The organism is Lacinutrix salivirga (genome assembly GCF_053604675.1).
The window spans coordinates 15,150-34,102 of record NZ_JBSHNP010000042.1; the positions used below are offsets into that span (position 1 = coordinate 15,150).

The following is an 18,953-nucleotide window of genomic DNA, read 5'->3' on the forward strand; positions in this document are numbered from 1 at the left end:
CGAACAGCATATATCGAGAACAATTTTTAATTTTAACTATTTACTAAAATTTGAACTTTTTTAAACCATTTTATATACAACCACGCTTTTTCTATGCAGGAATTGGCGTTGTATTACTATTTGCTTTAAGCTACTTTGTGCCAGTATTATTTAATATTGCGCAAGTTTCAATTTTAGTGATTTTGCTGTTCTTTTTACTCGATTTTATGATTGTTTTCTTCGGAAAAAATAAAATTGAAGCTCAACGTATTTTACCTGAAAAATTTTCGAATGGCGATTTAAATCAGGTGTATTTAAATATAAACAACCACTATCCGTTTCATATTTATTTAGAGATTATAGACGAAATACCAGAGCAATTTCAGGTGAGAGATTTTAAAATAAAAAGACACTTAGAGTCTAAAACTTCCGATAGTATAAAATATGATTTAAGACCAACTGCTCGAGGAGAATACCATTTTGGCAGCTTAAATATCTATGCAAAATCCATATTAGGCTTGGTTGCAAAACGCTTTACGTTTAATAGTGATGCCATGGTGCCAACGTATCCAAGTTTTAAGCAACTTAAAAAGTTTGAGTTACTTAACATTAATCAAAATGCTATGGAATATGGCCTTAAAAAAGTACGCAGATTAGGACACACCATGGAATTTGAGCAAATTAAAAACTATGTGCTTGGCGACGATTTACGAACTATAAACTGGAAAGCTACTGCGAAATCAAATAGTTTAATGGTTAATCAGTTTCAAGACGAAAAATCACAACCTATTTATTCTATTATAGATAAAGGTAGGATTATGAAAATGCCTTTTGAAGGCTTATCGCTTTTAGATTATGCCATAAATGCTACCTTAGTAATTAGCAGTGTTGCTTTAAAAAAACACGATAAAGCAGGAATGTTGGCCTTTTCTAAAAAAACAGAAAACATAATACGTGCAGAACGACGAAGCTCGCAAATGCGTTTAATTTTAGAATCACTTTATAATGTTAAAACCGATTTTTTTGAAAGTGATTTTAGTAGATTATACACCCAAATAAAACGCCATATCACACATAGAAGTTTAATTTTACTCTATACTAATTTTGAAACTTTAGATGGCTTAAACAGACAATTACCCTATTTAAAAGCAATGGCAAAAAGTCATTTAGTAGTTGTAATATTTTTTAAAAATACTGAGCTAGATACAATTATTAAAGATAAAGCGGAAACGGTACAACAAGTTTACGATAAAGTAATTGCAGAAAAATTTGCTTTCGAGAAGCGCCTAATTGTAAACGAACTTAAAAAATACGGAATTTATTCTATCCTAACCACTCCAGAAAACCTTACTATTAATACAATTAACACCTATTTAGAAATTAAAGCAAGAGGTTTATTGTAATTATACTAATTCTTCATTTAAAGAAATCTAATTTTTAGTTATCTTGTAGGCGCTATTAATTAAAATTCAAAAAATGAAACATATCATTCCATTACTTGTTATTCTTCTCTCTATAAGTACTTTCTCTTACGCACAAAACGCAAACAATCCTTGGATAACTGGCTTTGGAACCAATGCCATTAGCAATCCTGTGCGAATGCAAACAGGAGATCAAGGTCGTTTTGAGACTTTTAATTGGGATGCTGGTGGATTAATGGTTTCTTTTGGAAGACAAATAAAAAACAAAATTAGTTTTGAAACAATAGTGTCTTTAAACAATATTGGTCAGAATTTTGGGAATACAGACGCTAATTTACCATACATTTCTGCAGATGGAATGTTTAAATATAATTTTAAAAATGGATTAACATTTGTTGATCCTTACGTTACTATTGGTGGAGGTTATACGTGGTTAGATACTATTGGTGCAGGAACTGTAAATGGAGGAGTTGGAGTTAATTTTTGGCTTGGCACTCATTTTGGTCTTAATTTACAATCGGTTTACAAACATGCTTTTGAGGAGTATGGATTACAACATTTTCAGCATTCTTTTGGTATAAAATTACGTCTTGGAGGTGTAGATACAGATAAAGATGGTATAAACGATAAGGATGATGCTTGCCCTGAGTTGTTTGGTACTATTGCTGCAAATGGTTGTCCAGATTCCGATGGAGATGGCGTTGTAGATTCGGAGGATTTATGTCCTGAAACCTTTGGTCCTACTTATTATAGAGGTTGTCCTGATAGAGATGGAGATGGCACACCAGATAAATACGACCAGTGTCCTGACGAACCTGGAGAAATAGATGATGATGGTTGCCCTTTTAAAGATTTTGATGGTGATGGTATAGACGATCGTAAAGATAAATGTCCACAGCAAGCAGGTCCTGCAAATAATAGAGGTTGCCCAATTGCACAACAACAAATTAAACCTCAAAACCCTTTAGTAAATGCAGAAAGAGAGAAACTAAAACAACAATTAGCAGCACAATTAAATGCACAAATTAGTGGTGTAAAATTTGAAAACGGAAACGCAACACTTACCGCAAACGACAAGGTGGTTTTAGACAAATTAGCAGCTACAATTATACCTTTGGTTAAGCTTAAATTTCATATTGCAGGTCACACAGATAATACAGGAGATGCAACAGCAAATATGGAATTATCCAAAAATAGAGCGCTTGCTGTTAGAGATTATTTACTCTCTAAAGGTATGACTATAGATAGATTAACAGCCAAAGGCTATGGACAAGACAATCCTATTGCTGATAATACTACAGAAGAAGGCAGAGCTAAAAACCGTAGAGTCGAAATTTTTCTAATCGAATAACAGTTCATCCTAAATTTAGAACAGTTGAGTCATTGAGAATATTGTTTTAATGTGTTTTATAAGATATTTGAATCATCATTAACACTTAAACACACTCAATTATGAAAAATTTAGCATTAACAATTGTATTTTTATTATCATCAATCTTTACTTTCTCTCAAGAAAACGCTCAAAACATTACAGTAACAATAGACAATGTAAAGTCAGATGCTGGAGTAGTAGTATTTGCATTGCATACAGAAAACACGTTTATGAAATCTGAAGGCATTAAGAATAGTAAAGTAAAAATAGAAGACGGAAAAGCAACAGTTACTTTTAAAAATGTAAAAGCAGGAACTTACGCTATTATGGCATTACACGACGAAAATGAAAATAACAGAATGGATTTTGATGCTAATAGTATGCCAAAAGAAAGCTACGGAATGTCTAATAATTCTATGAGTTTTGGTCCTCCTCAATATGCAGATGCTAAGTTTGAGGTTGGTAATTCTGATTTGGATTTAAAGATTAGATTCTAAAAAAACTATTAAAAAAACGGTCTTAAACTACATTATGGTAGTTAAGGTCGTTTTTTATCTACTTATTTAATTAAATTTTAACCAAAATTTATAGCACTAAACTATAAGTTTTATTGATAGGTTTTGTATTTTTATAGTCTAAATTGATATAGATGACAATAACGCAATTAACCTATGTTTTGGCTGTTGCCGAAAATCAAAATTTTACAAAAGCTGCTGAAAAATGTTTTGTTACTCAACCAACATTAAGCATGCAAATACAAAAACTAGAAGACCAGTTAGACATTCAAATATTTGATAGAAGTAAAAAACCTATTGAATTGACTGAGGTTGGCAAAAAAATTGTAAGTCAGGCAAAAAATATTGTTAACGAATCCCGAAGAATACAAGATATTGTAGATCAACAAAAAGGGTTTATTGGAGGCGAATTTAGACTAGGTATAATACCTACAATTATGCCAACATTATTACCAATGTTTTTAAAAGAATTTACCAAAAAATACCCAAAAGTTAAACTCGTTATCGAAGAGTTAACAACCGAAGATATCATTGAAAAAATAAACGATGGCCATTTAGATGCTGCAATTGCTGCAACACCATTAAAAAATGAGACTATAACAGAACGCGTGTTGTATTTTGAACCCTTTGTTGCTTATATTCCTGAAGGACATAAGCTACAAGCCAAAAAAATAATATCAACACAAGATTTAGAAATAGACAACATGCTGTTATTACAAGATGGACATTGCTTTAGAGATGGCGTTATTAATTTATGTAAAAACCTAAATCTTAATAATGAAGAGCGTTTTCATTTAGAAAGCGGAAGCATCGAAACACTAATAAAGCTCTCTAATGAAGGACTAGGAATGACACTCTTGCCATATTTGCACACCTTAGATTTACACGATAAAGAAACCAAAAACATCAAACATTTCACAGAGCCTTCACCAGCAAGAGAAGTAAGCTTAATTTTCCATAAAAGCGAATTAAAAATGCAAATTATTGAAGCTCTACAGACTGTAATTTCAGGAATTATTAGAGGAGCAATTGCGTTTCAAAATGTAGAAATTATAAGTCCATTAGCAAAAAAATAATCATTATATGTTGAGATTTAAAGAATTGCTTTGGTTGATTGGAATGAGCCTATTGGTAATGCTTATAAATGGTTTAAGTTTTGGAGTGGATTTGTTTACACCAAAATCGGTTACTAATATAAACATACACGATACGTATCTAGTTATTGCAAATGTTCATTTAGCTTGTGTTATTTCAACTCTAATTATTTTTGGAGTGTATTTAATAAGAATAATAGTCAACAAATTTAAGAACTTAACTGTTTCTATTATTTTTATGAGCGCAACTATTGTGCTTATTTTAATACTAACAGATATAAATTCTATTTTAGACTCACTAATACAACAAACTTCAGGCTGGACAATTTATCCACCTTTAAGTGCTGGAGAAATTGAGCCAGAAAACTTACCGCAAAAAAATGATTTTAGCATGTTTTCTACTATAATAAACATATTACAACTTGTACTACTTATTTTACTTGCTTTTTCTGGTTTTAAAACTGGACAACATTATAAAAAAAATGTTTAAAAATTAGGGTTTAATAACTCCTACTTATACTATAGTTTGGTGTGTTTCTAAACTTAAAAATCGCTAGAAACAATTAAAAACGTTTAATATCATGAGCAAATTGGTAGCCAATTTAAATCAACTTTCGTCCTTATCAACAAGCAATTTTCCCCAATCGTTCAATTTCCATAGAACATCGACCAATTTTTGACCCAAATCCGTTAATTGATACTCAACTCTTGGAGGTAATTCGTTGAAAGATTTTTTCGTCAATAAACCATCTGAAATCATTTCGCTCAAATGTTGATTTAACACTCTTCTATCGACTTGGTTAATTCCTCTTAAAAATTCGCTTGGTCTTTTTTTGCCTTCGTGAATTTGCCAAATAATAGGGATTTTCCACTTTCCGCTAATCGTGTTTACCGCTTTTTCCAACGGACAGATTTTATTTTTGACTACTATTTGCTTTGTATCCATAATATTGACTTTTTTATCCCATACTGACAAAAATATGCGGTATTGATTGCTCTGTTTCAAGACCATAAATTTGACGAAATTTAAACTACAAATTTATGAAATTATTAAGAATTGACTCAAGCGTAAGAATTCAGAATTCAAAGACGAGAATGTTAACCGAATATTTCCTTGAACAACTAAAAAAAAACAATGAATATTCATTAAAAATCAGAGATGTTGGCATTAACCCACCAAAGTTTCCAACGGACGAGTTCATAAAAGCAAATTATACGCCTGAAACTAACAGAACGCAAGAAATGAAAAATGTACTTGCATCTTCAGACACGTTAATAGATGAACTGATTGATAGCGACAAAATAATAATTGCATCGCCAATGTACAATTTCTCGATTTCGGCAACTTTAAAAGCCTATATCGACAATATTGTAAGAGTTGGACGAACATTTGCATTGGACGAAAACGGAGCAATGAAAGGACTTTTAGGTGGTAAAAAAGTATTGGTAATAACATCGAGAGGTGCAATGTCTTACAAAAATGGAGAAGTGCTTCAATCATTCGATTTTCAAGAAAATTATTTGAGAGCATTACTCAATTTTATGGGAATAACCGACATTACTTTTGTAAACACAGAGGCACAGGATTTTGGAACGGACGAATTGAAAAATAGTAACTTTGAACAATCTAAAAAACAGTTATCGGAATTGGCTAAAATATGGTAGGCGAAGAAATAAAAAATAGAAAAGGAGCGAGAAAAGTACAAGACATCCCTAAAAACGTCTTGGATTTGCTCAACGAGGGGAAAATTCAAACAGTCAATCTTACAGAATGGTTAGCGGTAAACCAAACTGAATTGATTAAAAATAATTTCCAAAAAATAGGCTTGAAAGATTGCATTGATGATATCACAAAAGCTATTGAACAGCAGAAAAAACCCTCGACAATGGCTTCGATAAAACTAATCGGACAACATCTTTACGAATATTGTCGCCAATCCAAAATTTTAGCTTCGTCAATTGGACTTTTAAGCAATCACGAATCAGACACCATAAGATGTTATGCTACTTATTTAATCGCTTTAAATAGCGACTTAACTATTTCAGAAAAACTTGACCAATCGAGAAAGTTGATTGCCGACAAGCATTTTGGCGTTAGAGAAATTGTTTGGATTGCATTAAGACCTGAAATCCAGAAAAATCTTATAGAATCAATCAAAATATTGAGCGAATGGACTAAAGACACGGACGAAAATATTAGAAGGTTTACAACCGAATCAACAAGACCGAGAGGAGTTTGGTGCAAACATATCGAGGAAATAAAAGAGAATCCCGAACAAGTATTACCTATTTTAGAACAATTAAAATCGGACAAGTCAAAATACGTTCAGGACAGCGTTGGGAATTGGTTAAATGACGCAAGTAAATCGCAACCTAAATTTGTAATTGGACTTTGTAAAAAATGGAAATCAGAATCACCAACAGCCGAAACGGAAAAAATAGTAAAGCGAGCGTTAAGAACAATCGTGAAATAAAAACTGGCTACAACACCTTATAAAGTTAATTATAAATTTGTCTAAACTTTTGGGTGCAGTCTACTTTCTTGGTTGGTAATTATTTACTAAATTAATTGCTAGAAACACGCAACAAAACAAATACAAACACGTTAAATGAACTCGTAAAATCGCACCTCTTAATTAATTCTCACAAAAAAAGCGACTAAAAAGTCGCTTCTTTACTATATATACCTATTAAGGTTTTAAATAAATTAAACATTGATTTAAATCTGGGTTTTGCTTTACTAAAGATTGAATATAAATTTTCAATTCCTCAATTTCGTAAGGTAATAACCTTTGTAGCGCTTTTTGCACTTCTTTACAAAACAACGTAGTATCAAAACTAACTTTATTTAGTACAGTTTTAGTGTACTCAAACATTGCTCTAGACATATTACTTTATAGGGTTTAGTTAAAAATAAAAAAGTAGATGTGTTTAATAGGCGAACTGTTATTTTATTACGTTTAAATGTACTAAAAAAATGGATTACTTTTTCAGAAAACATAAATTTTAACACATAATAAAACGTTAAAAACCACTTCTAAAACCTGTTATCGCCATCTAATAAATCGCCTAAACCTCCTAAAATACTACCTTCGCCTTTACTATTTCCGCCTCTAGGAATACTAGATAATACACGACCTGCTAATCTGCTAAATGGTAACGATTGAATATACACATCTCCTGGACCTTGAAGCTTGGCGTAAAATAAGCCTTCGCCTCCAAAAACAGTGTTTTTTATACCTCCAATAAATTCTATATCGTAATCTATACCTTGCGTAAAACCAACAATACAACCTGTATCTACACGTAATATTTGACCTGCTTGTAATGTTTTTTTAGAGATTGTTCCGCCAGCATGCACAAAAGCCATTCCGTCGCCTTCTAGTTTTTGCATAATAAATCCTTCGCCACCAAATAATCCACGTCCAAGTTTTTTACTAAACTCCACGCCTACACTAACGCCTTTGGCAGCACATAAAAATGCATCTTTCTGACAAATAAATTTACCTTGATAATGTGTTAAATCTATTGGTATTATTTTTCCTGGATAAGGAGATGCAAAACTCACATTACGTTTACCTTGTAAATCGTTATAAAAAGCTGTCATAAATAAACTTTCTCCAGTAAGTATTCGTTTTCCTGCACCTAAAATAGAGCCAAAAAACCCTTTGTTTTTAGTAGAGCCATCACCAAAAATAGTTTCCATTTTAATGCCATCGTCCATCATCATAAAGCTTCCTGCTTCTGCTATTACACCTTCATTGGGATCTAATTCTATTTCTACATATTGCATTTCTTCTCCATAAATGCGATAATCAATTTCGTGTGCTGTCATAATATTGAGTTTATTTTGTTGTTTATTAATTATATGTTGATTGCATTAATGTTTTGTTACATAATATATAAACATATTTCTATTTAAAGTTAAAACTGAATACTTAGCTTTATCAATCTACTGAGACTATGACTGTGACTGAGACTGAGACTGAGACTGAAACTGAAATTGTAAATAAAAACTAATTCTCCGCTTTTTAAGCTTTCACTTTAATACTCCACTCAAAATTAAATTCAGAAACTTGTACACCTTCAGCATTAGTTCCAACAGATTGCATCCAAATGGTTTGTCCTTCGCCAGTTTTTATAGCGTTACTAATCGCATCATCTATTTTATTCCCATCTGTACAAGTAAATGTAATTCTGCCTGTGGCCTTTTTTGTAAATGTTGCATTATTATTAGCAACAAGCATTGAAATATTTTTTCCACTTTCTTTAATTTTCATAAGCATTAAAGCTCCAGTTGTTAGTTCTGCAGCCATGCCTTGTACTGCCCAAAACATAGATTTAAATGGATTCTGGTTTATCCACCTATGTTTTACAGAAACTGTACAAGTGTCATTTGTTATAGATTTTACTCGAACTCCTGTAAAAAAAACAGCAGGTAATTTTAGTAGGTTGAAAGTATTAATCTTTCTAGGTGTTAGCTTCATTTTAGGATTATAATTTTTTCAAAATTAACAAAATAAATGACAACTCAATTTGTTAAATATATGTTAATTTTTAGTACTATGCGTAACATAATACCTTTTTAAAGACATATATTTGTATAAGATACTATTATATACTTTTAAAATATGGAAACCAACAACCACAATACCATTGCAACATTTATGCATCTTTCTACATTTTCTAGATTTATAATTCCTTTTGGAAATTTTATTGGTCCTCTAGTATTATGGATTACAAATAAGGATAAATCTCGTTTTATTGACACACATGGTAAACAAGCTATAAATTTTCAATTAAGTATTTTATTATACTCTTTTATAATTGGTGCATTAACAGTACCGTTTTTTGCTTTTAAGTTTTTTAGAGGTTTCGATTTTATAAATTTTAGACCTTTTGATGGTTTGCACCTTAATATAAGCGAACCTTCTCCTCTATTTTATTTTGGAGGTGCAATTGGTGGTCTTGCTGTTATAGGATTTATTATAGAAATCGTTTTTATAATTAAAGCTAGTTTAAAAGCTAGAGATGGCGAAATCTACGAATATCCATTAACTATAAATTTTTTAAAATAATATGAAATCTATCACACTACTATTTGCACTCCTTATAACTTCTACTAGCTTTTCTCAAGTTGAAAAGTCTTCAGAATTACATAAAACTTTAGCTTTAAAAGATAGCTTATTATTTAATGAAGGTTTAAATAAATGCAATTTAGAATTGATGAAAACACTTATCCATTCGGATTTTGAATTTTATCACGATAAAGGAGGTGCTCAATCCTCAAAAGAAGCCTTTTTTATGGTAGTAAGCAATGGACCTTGTGCTTCTGGAAACGTTAAAAACAAACGTGTTTTAGTTCCTAATAGCTTAACCGTTTTTCCGCTTTACCAAAATGGTATCCTTTATGGCGCAGTGCAACATGGATCGCATCAATTCGCAGATACAACAGCTAGATTTACACATCTTTGGCTTTTAGACAATAAAGAATGGAAAATAGCTCGTGTATTGAGCTACGACCATTAAAAAAAATCATCAATACATCAATCAAAAAATGAACAGTTTAACATCACAAAATCTCAGTTTATGAAGATAGAAAACACAAAAGCACAAATGCGTAAAGGTGTTTTAGAATACTGCATCCTCTCTGTCCTAAAAGACAATGATGCTTATGTAGCAGAAATTCTGGACACGCTAAAAGACGCAAAACTTCTTGTTGTTGAAGGCACAATTTATCCTTTATTAACACGACTTAAAAACGCTGGACTTCTCAATTATAGATGGGAAGAATCCACCTCAGGACCTCCAAGAAAATATTATGGTTTAACCGAAACTGGCCAATTATTTTTAAAAGAATTAACCATCACTTGGAGTGAATTACAAAACGCAGTAAATATAGTAACCCGTCAAAAATCAACTAAAAATGAATAAAACAGTCAACATAAATTTAGCAGGTATATTTTTTCATATCGATGAAGATGCATACTTAAAATTGCAACGCTATCTTGAGGCTATAAAACGTTCATTTACAGACTCTCAAGGTCGTTCGGAAATTATTTCGGATATAGAAGCTCGTATTGCAGAATTATTTACAGAGCGCATAAAACACGATAAACAAGTTATTGGAATTAAAGAAGTCGATGACGTTATTACCATAATGGGACAACCAGAAGATTATTTGGTGGACGACGAGATTTTTGAAGACGAACCTGTTTACAAAAGCAAATCCTCTACTAGCAAATCTAAAAAGCTATTTAGAGATACAGATAACTCTTATGTTGGAGGTGTATCGTCTGGATTAGGACACTATTTAGGTATAGATGCTATTTGGATTCGTTTAATTTGGGTGCTTTTAATATTTGGAGCTGGTACAGGAATTTTTATCTACATTTTATTGTGGATTTTAGTGCCAGAAGCAACCACAACAGCAGATAAGCTTACCATGACTGGAGAAGCTGTTACCATTAGCAACATCGAAAAAAAAATTCGTGATGGCTTTGAAAACGTTTCGGATAAAGTAAGCAATATCGACCTGTCTAAGCATGGCGAAAAACTTAAAGAAGGTTTTGAAAATGTTTCTGGCTCTATATCAGACTCTGTAAAACGCATAAATGTTGACAAACAAGGCAACAGAATTAAATCGAGCAGTAAATCGTTTTTCGATACTATTGGAGATATTATAATGTTCTTTTTAAAATTGTTTGCAAAGTTTATTGGTTTTATCCTAACGTTTGCAAGTGGTATTGCTTTAATAGCAATGATTGTAGCTTTAGTTGCTGGCAACCTATTAGACAAAGTGCATTTGCCTGGTTCACCTTTCGAAAACCTATCTGATCTTACAGGAGCTTCGCCTTGGTTAGTTATTCTATTAGTATTCTTTGCGTTTGCAATACCAACGTTTATGCTATTTTATTTAGGCTTAAAAATTCTAGTAAATAATTTAGTGTCGTTAAGCAATGTTGCAAAATACAGCTTATTAGGTCTTTGGATTCTTTCTATTATAGGATTATCGGTTTTAGGTGTAAAACAAGGATTAAGTTATAAAGAAGAAGCTTCAGTTGTAAAAACAGAACAATTAAATGCTATTAAAGCTAACGACACACTTGTGTTAACCATGAAAGCTAATGATTACTATGCAGAGAATTTCAACAGAAGCTTTCATAATTTTAACAAAGGCTATAACCAAAATGGAGAACAAATTGTGTATTCGCAAGGCGTTAGACTTATTGTAAAAACCACAAGAGATAGCGTTGCAAAATTAAAAATTATAGGTTCTGCAAGAGGACGCTCGTTTGATAGTGCAAAAGAACGCTCAGAAAACATTATTTACAACTATACTTTTAATGGCAAAACCCTAGAATTAGACAATCACTTTTTAATCTCTAAAAACGATAAAACACGAGATCAAAAAGTAGAAGTAACACTCTATTTACCAGAAGGCAGTACGTTGTATGCCGATGAAAACACGTATAATTACCATAGAAACGACACCTATCGATACAACGATATTTTAAATAATGGTATGGAAGAACATTATTTACGAGTTGAAAAAAGCAAATTAATATGCTTAGACTGTCCTGAAGAGGATAACGATGACGATGACGATGACGATGCTAATGAAGATTACGACCTAAACATTAACTTAAATAATGACAATGCCAAACTTAAAGTTAACGACGAGGGATTAAAAGCTAGTAACCAAAATATGGAAATTATAATTAATGACCAAGGTGTAAAGGCTAAGTCTAAAAAAGTAAACGTAACTATAGACGACGAGAAAGGCATTGAAATTACAGCAGATAAAAACCAAGATTAAATACTAACCAACCAAAAAACTCATCAATCATGATCACTCTAATCAAAGCTATAGTATTTTTAATTATAGATATTGTAGTCTAACAATTCTTAGAATTGCAGAATTTAACCATCTTAAACTTTTTTAAAGTTTGGGATGGTTTTTGCATTACATTTGCTATAATCAATTTAACAAAAATGAAAAAACAATTACTTACAGCATTATTATTAGTTGGCGTACTTTTTATAAGTTTTGCGCAAGAAAAAATAAAAGGCAGCCGAAACGTCACTACAGAAAGTACAGAGATTACTCCGTTTACAAAAATTAGTTTAGATAATGATTTTGAAATTAATCTCATACAAGGCGAAGCACCTTTAATTACAATTGAAGCCGATGATAATTTACACGAAGTCATTACTTTTGAAGTTACCGATAGCATTTTAAAATTTAAAACTTTAAAAGACATTAGAGCGCACAAAAAAATGGCAATATCTGTTGTTTTTGTTGAAGGATTAAGCACTATCGAACTTAAAGACAAAGCCGAAATTACAAATACAGAAGTCTTGCAATTAGACAATTTAACTTTAGATTTAAAAGGATCGTCTAGAGCCTATTTAACTTTAAAATGTAATGAGTTTATAATTAATAATAATGAAAAGGCTAAAGCCGAATTGAATATTGAAACCGATTTTGCCAATTTAAACCTAACAGATAGTAGCGATTTAAAAGCACTAATAACTGCCAATATGGTAGATGCAGATATGCTAAGCAGAGCAGATGCTAAAATTGAAGGTGATAGCAAAGAAATGAAACTGGTTACAGATAACAACACAAAATTTATAGGCGAAAACTTTAGCGTTGAAGAAGCGTTAGTACTTTCTGATTTAAATGCAGATATCCACATAAAAGCTACAAAAGAATTAATAATTGAAGCCAAAGGAAACTCTGAAATTTACATTTACGATTCGCCTAAAATCACCTTAAGTAAATTTGAAGACAATGCTGTTTTAAGGAAAAAATAATAGTATTATAACGCATAAAAAAAAGCCGAAGTTTTCCAACTTCGGCTTTTTGATTTATTATTTTTGAAATCGCAATTTACGTGGGAATAAATTTGACTGGCACTACTCTATGCGTTAAGCTTTTGAGTTTTGTGTCTCATTTAATTATAAGTAGATGTACTCACCTCAAAAGTAGAGTCTTTAGCTGCTAAATAACGTTCTGCATCTAAAGCTGCCATACAACCTGTTCCTGCTGCTGTAATGGCTTGTCTATACACGTGGTCTGCTGCATCACCAGACACAAACACACCATCAACATTAGTTTTAGAGGTTCCTGGTTTTGCATTAATAATGTAACCCGTTTCATCTAAATCTAAAAAGTCTTTAAAAATATCTGTGTTTGGTTTATGTCCAATGGCTACAAAAAACCCAGTTGCAGGAATCTCATGCTTCTCGTTAGTTTTATTATTTACTACACGAACACCTGTAACTACTTGTCCATCTCCTAAAACTTCTTCGGTTTCAGTATTAAACAAGATTTCAATATTCTCTGTATTTTGTACTCTTGCTGCCATAATTTTAGAGGCTCTAAACTCATCGCGTCTTACTAACATAGTTACTTTTGTACATAGTTTAGATAGGTAATGTGCCTCTTCACAAGCACTATCTCCTGCTCCAACAATTACAACTTCTTGGTTTTTATAAAAGAAACCGTCGCATACTGCACACGCCGAAACGCCTCCACCAAGTTTTAAATATTTTTGCTCAGAATCTAAACCTAAATATTTTGCACTTGCTCCTGTAGAAATTATTACAGTATCGCAATGGATTTCTTTAGTATCGTTAACCCAAACTTTATGTACCTCTCCAGAAAAATCGACTTTAGTTACCCAACCGTTTCTTACATCTGTCTCAAAACGTTCTGCTTGTTTTTGTAATTGTATCATCATTTCTGGACCTGTAACACCATCAGGATATCCTGGGAAATTCTCAACTTCGTTAGTTGTAGTTAATTGTCCACCTGGTTGTGTTCCTTGGTATAAAACTGGTTTCATATTTGCTCTTGCAGCATAAATGGCTGCAGTATAACCTGCTGGTCCAGATCCTATAATTAGGCATTTTACTTTTTCTATTGTATCTGACATAATGTATGTTTCTAAATTATATTACAAAAGTAGGATTTTTGGATAAAACCTTACGCTTATGTTATTAAAACTTATTATCACTTCATTTAAAAAATTTATGTGCTAATTATTTTAGTTTAATGAGTTAATTTTACTACTATAAGAGCTAAGCAATATAAGTTTAACTAACTATTTTTAACACTAAATTAATTAAAATGGGAGTAATTTCTAAACATAAAAATATGATTAAATTATATTACAATTCTAAAAACTCTATAGGTAAACAAGCTTTAGCGTATGTAAACTCCTCTAAAAAGGACATTTTAGCTATAGATTTATCCAAAACAAAGCTTACAGGTACGCAATGGATTGAAATTGCTGAAAATTTAGGGGTTTTACTTTCTGAACTTGTAAACCAAGAGCATCCAAATTTTAGAGAAAATTATGGAGGAGAACAGGTGAATTTAAATGAAGACGATTGGATTAAAATTTTAACTAATAGTCCAGAAACCTTAAAAGGGTGTATTCTAATGATAGACAATGCTTTTTACACTATCAATACACCTTCTGCAATAGCATCGTATTTAGAGCCTGATACTGCTGGTTTAGATCCTCAAAAACCAGATGTAAACTAGTTAGTATTATAATTAGATTTTGGTATATTATTAAAAAATTCTGCTATATCTAAATCGCCTTTAGGACCATAACTTGCTAAAACAGTTCCTTTTAAACCAGAATCTGTAGTAATAGCATATAAAATTGACAAGTCTGAAGGGTTACTCATACCTTCAAACCTAAATTCGTCTTCCACAGTTATTTGCTGTGGTGCAAATTCTTTTTTAGAGTGCAACTCTATTAATTGACCATTAACAAGCCTAAAACTACTGGTATAGCCTTTCTCTTTTAGTTTTTTTAAATACTCTGTTTCGTGTTTTGAATGTTCCATTTTATGTTTATTTAAGTAAAAAGGCAGTAAAATCTAAGATTACACTGCCTTTTCTGATTATTAAAAACTACTAACTAAAATTATTAGTATAGATTTAATCTACTGCATCTTCAATATCGTCTGCGACATCTTCTACAGCATCTTCTACACTATCCTTTTTTTCTTCTCTACAGCTAGTAAACATCGCTGACATTGTAAATACGATGATTGCTGAATACATTAATTTTCTCATAAAGTGAGTTTTTTTGTGTTAGTTTTTTTTGGTGGGTTTTAATTATATTTTTTTTCGTCCAGTAACTAAAGAAATAACGAATAAAACTATAAATACAAAAAATAGAATTTTTGCTATACTAGCTGCTCCATCTGCTATTCCTCCAAATCCGAAGATTCCAGCAATTATGGCTAAAATGATAAAAATTATTGCGTAACGTAACATATTATTTTGGTTTTAAGTTAATGTTGTAATGCTCATCATCACAACTATTCAAATATCACTATTTTAAAGTGTTTACCTTTGCTTTATCACAATTTAGATTAACTCTTTTAAAATATAGTTTAGGATTTTTTAAATTACACCTTATTATTAGATAAGTATTGATTTCCCAATACTTGTTGGTCTATTGGCTCTGATTGAAAATTATAAAAATCAGAATCTTGAATTATGGTTTTTAAGTCTGAAAACGAGTTGTTTTTGTCTAGCCAATAATCAAAACATTTTTTCTTAATTATTAAAGGTTTTGTTTTAGAAAAACTTGGTATAAAATTTTTATTCTCTTTAGTAATTGGCTTAATTAAAATAGAGCAGGTTTTAAATCCATCTGACAATTCGTTATAAACGCCTGCAACACAAAATGGTTTTTTATTAGGTTTATATACATGAAAAGATTGTAATTTACCATTTTGTATATAAGTTGTAAAAAAACCAGTAACAACAACTAAGCATCGTCGTTTATTTAATGCTTCTGCAACAAATGGATCGTCTTCATTAACACCACTAATATTTATGTTTAATGTGTTGGATATATTCTGAAAAATTTCCCAATTATCTTCAAAATTAACTGGCAATAATCCCCAAATTGAAAACTCTATAACTTCTGGTTGTTCTATTGATATTATTGGTAGCGAACTTTCCACTAAACCGTTAATTACTTTAGCAGGTTTATATAATTTAGGATATACAAATGGCTTATTAAACTCTTGTTCTATTTGGTCTAAACTTGCAGTATTTCTTAATTTATAAAACATCTCTTTTTATTTTAAAGAAACGCATAAGTGAGGATAATTGTTAGTGGTTTTGATAAAAATGTGTGCTTTTTTCAACTTTAACACAAAAAAGGAAATGTTATAATAACATTTCCTTTTTTAAAATTATCTAAGTTTTTATTTTGAAGAATTTTATGCTAAATCCTCTAAACGTTTAATAGTATTTAATTCACTTTCTATTGTGTTTTTGTGATTTACCAATACGTTTTTAGTGGTTAAAGGTAATTCTGTTTCTCCAATAACTTCATTGTATTCCTCAACTGATGCTTTTTCTCCTCTAATTGCTTCTTCCAACATTGACTCATCATTATCTGAGGATAAAGCAGCTTTTACGTCCATCCAAGCTCTGTGCGCTTTTCCTGTTAAGCTTCCGCCTTTATCAACTTCTTGTCCAAAAGACTTTATCTCGGTCTTTAACTCGTGGCCAAAATTATAGCGTTCTTGTGCTTTCTTATTAAAAAAGTTTTTTAAGCCTTGGTGTTTTGCGTTTTCTGCAGCTTTTTTATATCCTTTTTCTGCATCATAATTTTTTTCTAATAATGCGTTTAATCTGTTTCCTAGTTTGTCTGTGTAAGTACTCATATTTATATGTTATTTTTAATTGGCAACATTTTATTTAAAGATACATGTTGGTTAATATCTAAACTGTAATGATATTGCATCATTTACTTGTTTAATATAAAGATAAGACTAATAAATAAGAGGGATTAGCGCAGTTAAAACTGATGTTGACTCATTTAATTAATTAAGAACTATTTAACTTAATTTAGCTAAATTGAGGTTTGAATTTGGAAAGTAAAGAAAGTAATCCTGCCTCAGAATGTGTTAAGTGTTTATTGCGACTTTTTATGGAAATGGCCTCTTTAAAATTAGTATCTAAATTGCAATTTTTATAAGACTCTGTAATTATAGGATGGATATAATATTTTCTGCAAACATTTTTGGTGTTCCCTAATGCTTTTGAAGCTTCTGTTATTGCAGAGACTATATTTTTATTAATAGTTTTTTCATCTTTTACAACACCATATTCCTTTAAATTCTCAAAACAAATTAAAGATGCAGACCAGGTTCTAAAATCTTTTGCTGTAAATAATTCTCCACTAATAGTATGTAAATACTCGTTAACCAAACTGCTATCTACTGTTTGCTTATTTCCAAATTCATCGTAATATTTAAACAACTCCCATCCAGGGATTTCTTCGATTTTATTAACCAGCTTAATAAGTTTTTTATTTCTTATTGTTACCTTGTGGTCTTTACCACGTTTGCCTACAAATTCAAATTTAATTTTATCTTTAAAAACATCTACATGTTTAGAACGCAATGTAGTTAGTCCATAAGTTTCGTTTTTTTTAGCGTAATAGGCATTGCCAATACGTATATGAGTTTCTTCTAATAAATGTATAATTAAGGCTAAAACTTTGGTTTTAGTCCATTGTTTTTGTTTAATATCCTGATCTATTTTTTTTCGGATTTTTGGTAAGTGAATACCAAACAAAACCATTTTATAAAATTTTGTTTGGTTTCTTATTTTGCTCCACTTGGTGTGGTATTTATATTGTTTTCTTGCTTTTTTATCTCTACCTATGGCCTGTAAATGACCGTTTCTTAAAGAGGTTACTCTTACATTTTGCCAAGCTGGTGGAATTACTAAATTTTTAATTCGCTCTAAATCTTTAGCATTTGTAATAGGTTTTCCTTTTAAATTGTAAACATATTTATTGTTTACATTAACTCGTTTTATATCTAGTTGCTTATCATTAACATAAACTAAGTCAAACTGTTCAATAACCTGTTCTGGGTGCTGAATAATTTGAGTGTAAAATGATTTTGCAGTTGAGTTCATGCTAATAATAATAATTATAAATTAGCTTTCATGTGTTCTTGGTAAGCCGTAGAAAGGTCTTGTTTTTGAGTATTGGTAAAGACTTTGCCTGCCAATTGAAAAAACTTATGTTCTTCGTCCTCTAAATGATGCTCTACTTTATCCTGTAAGTCTTTTGCTATTTTTAACCATGCAGAAGAGTCGTAATTTGTTTCTTCTAACTGCTCAATTAATTCATCAATTTCATGATGTTCTGCAATGCCATGTCTAGCTTTATCTTGCATCATATCATTACTTATAAGTGGTTTGTAAAAATGTCTTTCTTCGGCATCTGCATGTACTTCTAGCTCTTTTTTTACTGCTTTAAAAATCTCATCTCTCTCTTTTGTGTCTCCAGAGGTATTAACCAGTTTTTTTAACAAGTCTCTTTGTGTGTCATGATCCTTACGGATGGCTTCGAAAATAGTCATAATTATAAATTTTAGTAGTTATTAATCAAAGCTAATTATTATAAAAAAGGTGAAGTAACCCTATCGAAAATAATATTAACTGTTTTCCACTTATTTAAACTATCTTTACTTTAAGATTTATATATAAAGTTTAAAACAATTGTGC

25 protein-coding genes are annotated in these 18,953 nt (G+C 31.0%); 13 read left to right on the plus strand and 12 right to left on the minus strand.

Annotated elements, in window-relative coordinates:
- The first annotated feature begins 50 nt into the window (after window positions 1-50).
- From ACVC5O_RS01130 to ACVC5O_RS01150, 5 genes are all read left to right on the plus strand, one after another.
- Window positions 51-1,382, plus strand: coding sequence for a DUF58 domain-containing protein (locus ACVC5O_RS01130; RefSeq protein ID WP_452219621.1), 1,332 nt, complete (start codon window positions 51-53; stop codon window positions 1,380-1,382).
- Between the two features lie 73 nt (window positions 1,383-1,455).
- Entirely contained in the window at window positions 1,456-2,751 is a 1,296-nt protein-coding gene (locus tag ACVC5O_RS01135) for an OmpA family protein (RefSeq protein WP_452219622.1), read from the plus strand.
- A 101-nt stretch (window positions 2,752-2,852) separates the two neighbouring features.
- Entirely contained in the window at window positions 2,853-3,269 is a 417-nt protein-coding gene (locus ACVC5O_RS01140) for a DUF2141 domain-containing protein (protein WP_452219623.1), read from the plus strand.
- Window positions 3,270-3,421: 152 nt separating this feature from the next.
- Window positions 3,422-4,363: a LysR family transcriptional regulator gene (locus ACVC5O_RS01145; RefSeq protein WP_452219624.1), complete on the plus strand. Its 942-nt coding sequence runs from the start codon at window positions 3,422-3,424 to the stop codon at window positions 4,361-4,363.
- Window positions 4,364-4,370: 7 nt separating this feature from the next.
- Complete coding sequence (locus ACVC5O_RS01150; RefSeq protein ID WP_452219625.1) at window positions 4,371-4,871, plus strand: hypothetical protein; 501 nt, start codon at window positions 4,371-4,373, stop codon at window positions 4,869-4,871.
- 117 nt (window positions 4,872-4,988) lie between these two features.
- Here ACVC5O_RS01150 and ACVC5O_RS01155 read toward each other — a convergent pair whose 3' ends face one another.
- Window positions 4,989-5,327, minus strand: coding sequence for a winged helix-turn-helix transcriptional regulator (locus tag ACVC5O_RS01155; RefSeq protein ID WP_452219626.1), 339 nt, complete (start codon window positions 5,325-5,327; stop codon window positions 4,989-4,991).
- 95 nt (window positions 5,328-5,422) lie between these two features.
- Here ACVC5O_RS01155 and ACVC5O_RS01160 point away from each other — a divergent pair, with 95 nt between their 5' ends.
- Window positions 5,423-6,046 carry an FMN-dependent NADH-azoreductase gene (locus tag ACVC5O_RS01160; RefSeq protein ID WP_452219627.1) on the plus strand — a complete coding sequence of 208 codons (624 nt, stop codon included), beginning with the start codon at window positions 5,423-5,425 and terminating at the stop codon, window positions 6,044-6,046.
- On the plus strand, window positions 6,040-6,855 hold the full coding sequence (locus tag ACVC5O_RS01165; protein WP_452219628.1) for a DNA alkylation repair protein: 816 nt from the start codon (window positions 6,040-6,042) through the stop codon (window positions 6,853-6,855). The genes ACVC5O_RS01160 and ACVC5O_RS01165 overlap by 7 nt, the downstream gene beginning before the upstream one ends.
- A gap of 216 nt (window positions 6,856-7,071) precedes the next feature.
- On the opposite strand, the gene ACVC5O_RS01170 is transcribed toward ACVC5O_RS01165, so the two are convergent.
- The 3 genes from ACVC5O_RS01170 to ACVC5O_RS01180 all read right to left on the minus strand — a co-directional run bounded on the left by ACVC5O_RS01170 (window position 7,072) and on the right by ACVC5O_RS01180 (window position 8,868).
- Complete coding sequence (locus ACVC5O_RS01170) at window positions 7,072-7,269, minus strand: hypothetical protein (protein WP_452219629.1); 198 nt, start codon at window positions 7,267-7,269, stop codon at window positions 7,072-7,074.
- 149 nt (window positions 7,270-7,418) lie between these two features.
- Window positions 7,419-8,216, minus strand: coding sequence for a TIGR00266 family protein (locus ACVC5O_RS01175; protein WP_452219630.1), 798 nt, complete (start codon window positions 8,214-8,216; stop codon window positions 7,419-7,421).
- 196 nt (window positions 8,217-8,412) lie between these two features.
- Complete coding sequence (locus tag ACVC5O_RS01180; RefSeq protein ID WP_452219631.1) at window positions 8,413-8,868, minus strand: DUF4442 domain-containing protein; 456 nt, start codon at window positions 8,866-8,868, stop codon at window positions 8,413-8,415.
- 144 nt (window positions 8,869-9,012) lie between these two features.
- Here ACVC5O_RS01180 and ACVC5O_RS01185 point away from each other — a divergent pair, with 144 nt between their 5' ends.
- From ACVC5O_RS01185 to ACVC5O_RS01205, 5 genes are all read left to right on the plus strand, one after another.
- Window positions 9,013-9,459: a DUF4870 domain-containing protein gene (locus ACVC5O_RS01185; RefSeq protein WP_452219632.1), complete on the plus strand. Its 447-nt coding sequence runs from the start codon at window positions 9,013-9,015 to the stop codon at window positions 9,457-9,459.
- Between the two features lies 1 nt (window position 9,460).
- Window positions 9,461-9,910 (plus strand): nuclear transport factor 2 family protein, encoded by a 450-nt coding sequence (locus ACVC5O_RS01190; RefSeq protein ID WP_452219633.1) that lies wholly within the window; start codon window positions 9,461-9,463, stop codon window positions 9,908-9,910.
- A gap of 60 nt (window positions 9,911-9,970) precedes the next feature.
- Complete coding sequence (locus ACVC5O_RS01195) at window positions 9,971-10,315, plus strand: PadR family transcriptional regulator (RefSeq protein ID WP_452219634.1); 345 nt, start codon at window positions 9,971-9,973, stop codon at window positions 10,313-10,315.
- Window positions 10,308-12,200: a PspC domain-containing protein gene (locus ACVC5O_RS01200; RefSeq protein ID WP_452219635.1), complete on the plus strand. Its 1,893-nt coding sequence runs from the start codon at window positions 10,308-10,310 to the stop codon at window positions 12,198-12,200. The genes ACVC5O_RS01195 and ACVC5O_RS01200 overlap by 8 nt, the downstream gene beginning before the upstream one ends.
- Window positions 12,201-12,376: 176 nt before the next feature.
- A complete protein-coding gene (locus tag ACVC5O_RS01205; RefSeq protein WP_452219636.1) occupies window positions 12,377-13,201 on the plus strand; it encodes a GIN domain-containing protein in 825 nt (274 codons plus the stop codon).
- Window positions 13,202-13,341: 140 nt separating this feature from the next.
- On the opposite strand, the gene trxB is transcribed toward ACVC5O_RS01205, so the two are convergent.
- Window positions 13,342-14,325 carry a thioredoxin-disulfide reductase gene (gene trxB, locus ACVC5O_RS01210; RefSeq protein WP_452219637.1) on the minus strand — a complete coding sequence of 328 codons (984 nt, stop codon included), beginning with the start codon at window positions 14,323-14,325 and terminating at the stop codon, window positions 13,342-13,344.
- 221 nt (window positions 14,326-14,546) lie between these two features.
- Here trxB and ACVC5O_RS01215 point away from each other — a divergent pair, with 221 nt between their 5' ends.
- Entirely contained in the window at window positions 14,547-14,939 is a 393-nt protein-coding gene (locus tag ACVC5O_RS01215) for an arsenate reductase family protein (RefSeq protein WP_452219638.1), read from the plus strand.
- Here the strand turns inward: ACVC5O_RS01215 and ACVC5O_RS01220 are convergent.
- The 7 genes from ACVC5O_RS01220 to ACVC5O_RS01250 all read right to left on the minus strand — a co-directional run bounded on the left by ACVC5O_RS01220 (window position 14,936) and on the right by ACVC5O_RS01250 (window position 18,808).
- Window positions 14,936-15,250 carry a hypothetical protein gene (locus ACVC5O_RS01220; RefSeq protein WP_452219639.1) on the minus strand — a complete coding sequence of 105 codons (315 nt, stop codon included), beginning with the start codon at window positions 15,248-15,250 and terminating at the stop codon, window positions 14,936-14,938. The genes ACVC5O_RS01215 and ACVC5O_RS01220 overlap by 4 nt on opposite strands.
- A gap of 94 nt (window positions 15,251-15,344) precedes the next feature.
- Window positions 15,345-15,482, minus strand: coding sequence for a hypothetical protein (locus tag ACVC5O_RS01225; protein WP_452219640.1), 138 nt, complete (start codon window positions 15,480-15,482; stop codon window positions 15,345-15,347).
- Window positions 15,483-15,524: 42 nt separating this feature from the next.
- Window positions 15,525-15,686 carry a DUF1328 domain-containing protein gene (locus ACVC5O_RS01230; protein ID WP_452219641.1) on the minus strand — a complete coding sequence of 54 codons (162 nt, stop codon included), beginning with the start codon at window positions 15,684-15,686 and terminating at the stop codon, window positions 15,525-15,527.
- 134 nt (window positions 15,687-15,820) lie between these two features.
- On the minus strand, window positions 15,821-16,495 hold the full coding sequence (locus tag ACVC5O_RS01235; protein ID WP_452219642.1) for an SOS response-associated peptidase family protein: 675 nt from the start codon (window positions 16,493-16,495) through the stop codon (window positions 15,821-15,823).
- Between the two features lie 150 nt (window positions 16,496-16,645).
- Window positions 16,646-17,095 (minus strand): ferritin-like domain-containing protein, encoded by a 450-nt coding sequence (locus ACVC5O_RS01240; protein ID WP_452219643.1) that lies wholly within the window; start codon window positions 17,093-17,095, stop codon window positions 16,646-16,648.
- A 184-nt stretch (window positions 17,096-17,279) separates the two neighbouring features.
- On the minus strand, window positions 17,280-18,359 hold the full coding sequence (locus tag ACVC5O_RS01245; RefSeq protein ID WP_452219644.1) for a DNA topoisomerase IB: 1,080 nt from the start codon (window positions 18,357-18,359) through the stop codon (window positions 17,280-17,282).
- A 14-nt stretch (window positions 18,360-18,373) separates the two neighbouring features.
- Entirely contained in the window at window positions 18,374-18,808 is a 435-nt protein-coding gene (locus tag ACVC5O_RS01250; RefSeq protein WP_452219645.1) for a hemerythrin domain-containing protein, read from the minus strand.
- Window positions 18,809-18,953: the final 145 nt, after the last annotated feature.